This window comes from Glycomyces dulcitolivorans (assembly GCF_003265355.1).
Classification (GTDB): Bacteria; Actinomycetota; Actinomycetes; order Mycobacteriales; family Micromonosporaceae; genus Glycomyces; species Glycomyces dulcitolivorans.
The window spans coordinates 1-5,832 of record NZ_QFRW01000191.1; the positions used below are offsets into that span (position 1 = coordinate 1).

The window sequence follows — 5,832 nt, forward strand, 5'->3', positions numbered from 1 at the left end:
CCGCCCCGTGGCCGCCACCTGCGCGAGCGCATGCCACGCGGCGCCCGCGGCCCGCATCAGGCCCGCGGTCGTCAGCCCCGCGTCGAGCGCGTCGATGACCTGCGAGACCAGGCTCGCGACCGGCGCCGGGTCCCGCAGGTGCGTCACCGGCCCGCCCGCCGCCGCATGAGCGGCCCGCACCAGGTCCGCCGCGTCCGAACCCGTGAAGTGGAACCACCACAGCGTCCACGGATCCCCTTCGGCCGCACCGTAGGCGTGCGCCCGGTCCGCCGGAAGCAGCACCGTCCCGCCCCGCGCCACCGCGACCTCCTCGCCGCCGACCCGGCACCAGCCCGCGCCCTCGGTGCACACCAGCAGCACGTGCTCACGCGCCCCCTTCGGGCGCGAGCGCCGGTGCCCGGCCGCGCGCGGATAGCAGCCCGCATCGGTCACCAGCAGCTTCCCGGCCACCGGGTGCCGCAGCGCCTTCGCCACCGTCGCGCGCGGCACCACCAGCATCCGCTGCCCGGCGAAGCCCTCCCGGACCCCGGCCGTCGATTCGTCCATACGATCCATTGAAACGGCCCTGGACCGCCACGTCAAGCCCGACTACCTTCGATCCCATGACCGCACCAGAGTCGAGGATCGTCCTACCCGAGGCCCCCGCCGCCCTCGCCGGCCGGCCCGTGAAGGCCTGGCGCGAGGCGGTCGCCATCGACACCTACGAGCCCGCCGCGCCCGACCGCTACCCCGCCTACCTCGACCAGCGCGTCTACCAGGGCTCCTCCGGCGCGGTCTACCCGCTGCCCTTCATCGACGCCGTCGCGCGCGAGAAGACCCCGCGCGACTGGGACGCGATCCATCTCGAAAACGAGTACGTGCGCCTCATGATCCTCCCCGGCCTCGGCGGAAGAATCCACATCGGACTCGACAAGACCCGCGGCTACGACTTCTTCTACCGCAACGACGTCATCAAACCCGCCCTCGTCGGCCTGGCCGGCCCCTGGATCTCCGGCGGCGTCGAATTCAACTGGCCCCAGCACCACCGCCCCGCCACCCACCTGCCCGTCGAGACCCGGATCGAGACCGAGGACGACGGCGCGGTCACCGTCTGGTGCTCCGACCACGACCCCTTCGCCCGCATGCAGGGCATGCACGGCATCCGCCTGCGCCCCGGCAGCTCCCTTGTGGAACTGCGCGGCCACCTCGTCAACCGCACCGACGACGTCCAGACCTTCCTGTGGTGGGCCAACGTCGCCGCCAAAGCGGGGGAGGACTACCAGTCCTTCTTCCCCACCGACGTCCACGTCGTCGCCGACCACGCCAAACGCGCCACCACCACCTTCCCTGCGGCCCAAGGCCGCTACTACGGCATCGACTACCCCGCCCGCCGCGACCGGCCCGACGGCGACCGCCTCGACTGGTACCGCAACATCCCCGTCCCCACCTCCTACATGTGCCTGGGGAGCGAGGACGACTTCTTCGGCGGCTACGACCACGGCGCCGGCGCCGGGTTCGTCCACTGGGCCGACCACCGCATCGCGCCCGGCAAGAAGCAGTGGACCTGGGGCAACGCGCCCTTCGGCTGGGCCTGGGACGACCATCTGACCGATGGCGGTGGCCCGTACGTGGAGCTGATGGCGGGCGTCTTCACCGACAACCAGCCCGACTTCGCGTTCCTGAAGCCCGGCGAGACCAAGACCTTCTCCCAGTACTGGTACCCGATCCAGGACACCGGCCCGGTCCACCAGTCCACCCTCGACGCCGCTGTGCGCCTTGACATCGAAGCCGACCGGGTGCGGATCGCGGTCGCGGTGACCGCGGCGCGCCCCGGCGCGCGGATCACGCTCCGCGTCGGCGACCGGACCGTCTACGACGTCAAGGCCGACCTCGCCCCGGGCACTCCGCACGTCCGCGAATTCGACCAGGTCCCAGCGACGACCGCGGCAGGCGGCCCGGACCCGACCGAATCGGTCCACCTTCCCCAGGCCATCGAACCGGCCGAATGCGAACTCACCGTCGAGCACGACGGCGAGGTGCTCGTGTCCTGGCGGCCCCGCACCGAACCCGCCTCGACCACGGCCGAGCCCGCGACCGAACCGCCTGCGCCCGAGGCGATCGCGTCCGCAGACGAGCTGTACCTCACCGGCCTCCACCTCGACCAGTACCGCCACGCCACGCGCCGGCCCGAGCCGTACTGGGAGGAGGCCCTGCGCCGCGACCCCGGCGACGCCCGCTGCAACACCGCGCTGGCCGCCCGCCTGACCCGCGCGGGCCGCCTCGCCGAGACCGAGGCGCACCTGCGCACCGCCGTCGACCGCCTGACCCGCCGCAACCCCAACCCGCGCGACGGCGAAGCCCACTACCGGCTCGGTCTGATCTTGATGCGTCAGGGCCGGAGTGCGGAAGCCGAGGAGGCCTTCGGAAAGGCGGCCTGGGACGAAGCCTGGGCCGACGCCGCCACGCTCGCCACCGCCCGCCTCGATCTCGCCGCTGACGGCGAGGCGGAGCCCGCCCTCGTCGACCTGGTCGCGCGCAGCCCCCGCCACACCCAGGCCCGCAATCTCCTCGCGGTGGCCGTCCTCCGCCGTGGAGACCGCGAGCGCGCGGCGGCGATCATCGCGGAGACGTTGCGGGACAACCCCCTCGACGCCTGGGCCCGCGACCTCGCCCCCCGTCTCGGCCTTGACGCCGAGCCGACGACCGACCCGACGGTCGCCCTAGACGTCGCCCTCGAATACCGGTCGATCCGCGAAGACGACGCCGCGATCGACCTCCTCGAAACCGCCGCACGACTGACACCCGCCCCCGGCCAGGTCAACGTCGCGCCGATCGCCTGGCTCCACCGCGCCGACCTCGAATTCGAGCGCGGCGACATCGAGGCCGCCGACCATGCGCTGCACCAGGTCCGCCATCTCGACCGCACCTGGTGCTTCCCCTCCCACACCGAGGACGACGCCCTCGCACGCCTGCGCGAGCGCCGCCCCGACGACCCGGCCTTGGCCGCCCTCGCCGGGCACCGCCTCTACGCCGCCGGCCGCCGCACCGAGGCCATCGCCGCCTGGGAAGCCGCCGCTCCGACCGGCGACCCGGTGGTGCTGCGCAACCTCGGCGTCGCCGCCCACAACGTTTCAGGCGACCCCGAGCGCGCCGCCCGCTGGTACGACCGCGCCCGCGCCGCCGCCCCCGACGACGCCCGCCTCCTCTACGAGTCCGACCAACTCGACGCCCGTCGCGGCGTCGAGCCCGCCAAACGCCTTGCCGCCCTGGAAGACCGACGCGACCTCGTCGGCCAGCGCGACGACCTCACCGTCCAACTCGCGGAACTCCTCACCGCCGTCGGGCGGGCCTCGGAGGCGGTCGAAGTGCTCCGAGGAAGGTCGTTCCAGCCCTGGGAAGGCGGCGAGGGCCGAGTCCTCGCCGCCTGGGAGGACGCCCACCTCACCCTCGCCCGCGGACTCCTCGACGGTGACCCGCGTCCGGCCGTGCACCACGCTGAAGCCGCGCTCAATCCGCCCGCGAACCTCGGCGAGGCCCGGCATCCGCTCGCTAACACGGCCGACCTGCACCTGGTCCTGGGCGACGCGCTCGCCGCCGCGGGCGACCCCGAAGGCGCCCGGACCGCCTGGGCCGCGGCCGCCGGGGCGGAAGGCGACTTCCAGTCGATGCGCGTCCAGGCGTACTCCGAGCACACGGCCGCTTCGGTGCGCGCCCTCCGCCGCCTCGGCGAAACCGAAGCGGCCCAAGCGCTCCGTGATGCCCTCGCCCAGCACGTCGGCGAGCAGGCGGGGACCAAGGCCGAGGTCGACTACTTCGCGACCTCGCTCCCGGCGATGCTCCTGTTCACCACCGATCTCCAAGCCGCCCATGACCACCGGACCAGCATCCTTCGTGCCCAACTTGCAGCCCTCGACGAGGAGGCGGCATGAGCCCCTACAGCATCCACGTCCCGGCCCCGCCGCCCGAGCGGCGTGGGCACCTCCCATTCGACTCCATAGGGGACATCGAGGTGACCAGCCGCTGGATCGAACGCGGCGGTCGCCCTTGGATTCCCATCACTGGGGAGATCCACTACTCGCGGCTTCCGCGCGAGCGCTGGAGCCAGGTTCTCGGGCATGCGCGGGCGGGCGGGCTGAACTCCATTGCGACCTATGTCTTCTGGGCGGCCCACGAGCCTGAACCCGGGCGTTTCGACTGGTCCGGGAATCTCGACCTGCGCGCGTTCGTCGAACTCGCCGCCGCGCACGGCCTCGACGTCGTGGTGCGCCTCGGCCCCTGGGCGCACGGCGAGTACCGCAACGGCGGGTTCCCGGACTGGCTCCTCGATCGAAACCTGAAGCCCCGCACCAACGATCCCGCCTATCTCGACCTCGTGCGCGCCCTGTACGCCGAGACGATCGCGCAACTGCGCGGCCTCACGCACGCCGAAGGCGGTCCGATCATCGCCGCTCAGGTCGACAACGAGCTGTACGACCAGCCCGAGCATCTTGCGGCACTCCGGGAGCTCGCCGAGGAGCTCGGCCTGCGCGTTCCTGTGTGGACTGCGACCGGGTGGGGCGGTGCGCAGGTTCCCGACACGCTCCTGCCCGTCTTCGGCGCCTACGCCGACGGTTTCTGGGAGGAGACCACGACCGAGTGGCCCGCGTTCGCGCCGATCCACTTCCGGTACAGCGCGACCCGCGACGACGTCTCGGTCGGCGCCGACCTCCGCGAGGCGCTTGACGGCGTTGCGGCCGGGGCTGCCGCCGACCGTGCGGACGTGCCGTTCGTGACCTGCGAACTCGGCGGCGGCATGCACGTCGCCTACCACCGGCGGCCGCTCGTCAGCCCTGAGGACGTCGCGGCGGTCGCGCTGGCGAAGCTCGGCTCGGGGTCGGCCTGGCAGGGCTATTACATGTACGCGGGCGGCACCCAGCGGACCGGACCCCATGGAACTGAACAGGAGTCGCAGGCGACCTGGTATCCCAACGATGTTCCGGCCCTTTCGTACGACTTCCATGCGCCCATCGGCGAGCACGGCCAGATCCGGCCGCACCACCACGCGCTGCGTCGGCAGCACCTGTGGCTCGCGGCCGACGGGCACCGGCTCGCGCGGATGGCTTCGCACGTCGGCGGCGGGAGTGACGAACCGGCGGAGCTGCGCTGGGCCGTCCGCTCGGATGGCCACAGCGGTTACCTGTTCGCCACGACCTACCAGCCGCCGAAGCGGCCCTTGGCCGCTCAGCCCGGTGTGCAGTTCAGCGTGCAGTTCGACGACGTGACGGTGACGGTTCCGACCGTGCCCGTGGATCTCCCGGCGGGGCGCTCGGTCGTCTGGCCGCTGCGGTACCCGCTGACCCCGGACCTGGAACTGCGCAGCGCCACCGCGCAGCTCCTCACCCGCATCGCGGATGCCGCGGGCGACCTGGTGGTCCTCGCCGCCACCGACGGCATCCCGGTCGAAATCACCCTCGGCGACGGAACCGCGGTGCCCCTTCCTACGCCGCCCGGCCCGGACTGCTTCATCGACCTTGCCGGAGTACGCCTCCTCATCCTCGACGACACCAGCGCAAACCGCCTCTACCGCCTCGAACTAGGTCCCGCCGGGCATGGCGGTCTTGACCGTTTCGGGGGCGAGCGGCTTGTGCTCGCCAATACGGCCGTCTACGCCGAGGGCGGCGACATCGTCGCCCGCCTCGAAACCGCCGAGGCTGAGGTTTCAGTGCTGATCGGCGATGCCTGGCGCACTTGGACGCTCACCGACTCCGCCGCCGGTCATGTCCTGCTGCTCGCGGATCTTCGCCTCGATGGGGGCCCCTCCCCCCTCCCCACCCCACCCACCCCCGCTCCCACCCCTCCGCGCGCGCCCACCAC

3 protein-coding genes are annotated in these 5,832 nt (G+C 72.6%); 2 read left to right on the plus strand and 1 reads right to left on the minus strand.

Annotated features, from left to right (window positions below; all coding sequences use genetic code 11):
• On the minus strand, positions 1–546 hold a 546-nt coding region (locus DI269_RS14105), incomplete at its 3' end, for an AraC family ligand binding domain-containing protein (protein ID WP_198667432.1).
• A gap of 56 nt (positions 547–602) precedes the next feature.
• Between DI269_RS14105 and DI269_RS14110 the strand changes: the two genes are divergently transcribed.
• On the plus strand, positions 603–3,908 hold the full coding sequence (locus tag DI269_RS14110) for a DUF5107 domain-containing protein (RefSeq protein WP_112136873.1): 3,306 nt from the start codon (positions 603–605) through the stop codon (positions 3,906–3,908).
• A partial coding sequence (locus tag DI269_RS14115; RefSeq protein WP_112136874.1) for a beta-galactosidase occupies positions 3,905–5,832 on the plus strand: 1,928 nt, incomplete at its 3' end. The genes DI269_RS14110 and DI269_RS14115, both read left to right, overlap by 4 nt.

Bases quoted from the DNA above. Each gene is read 5' to 3' on its own strand.
- DI269_RS14110 (WP_112136873.1), top strand. From the start codon at position 603: ATGACCGCACCAGAGTCGAGGATCGTCCTACCCGAGGCCCCCGCCGCC.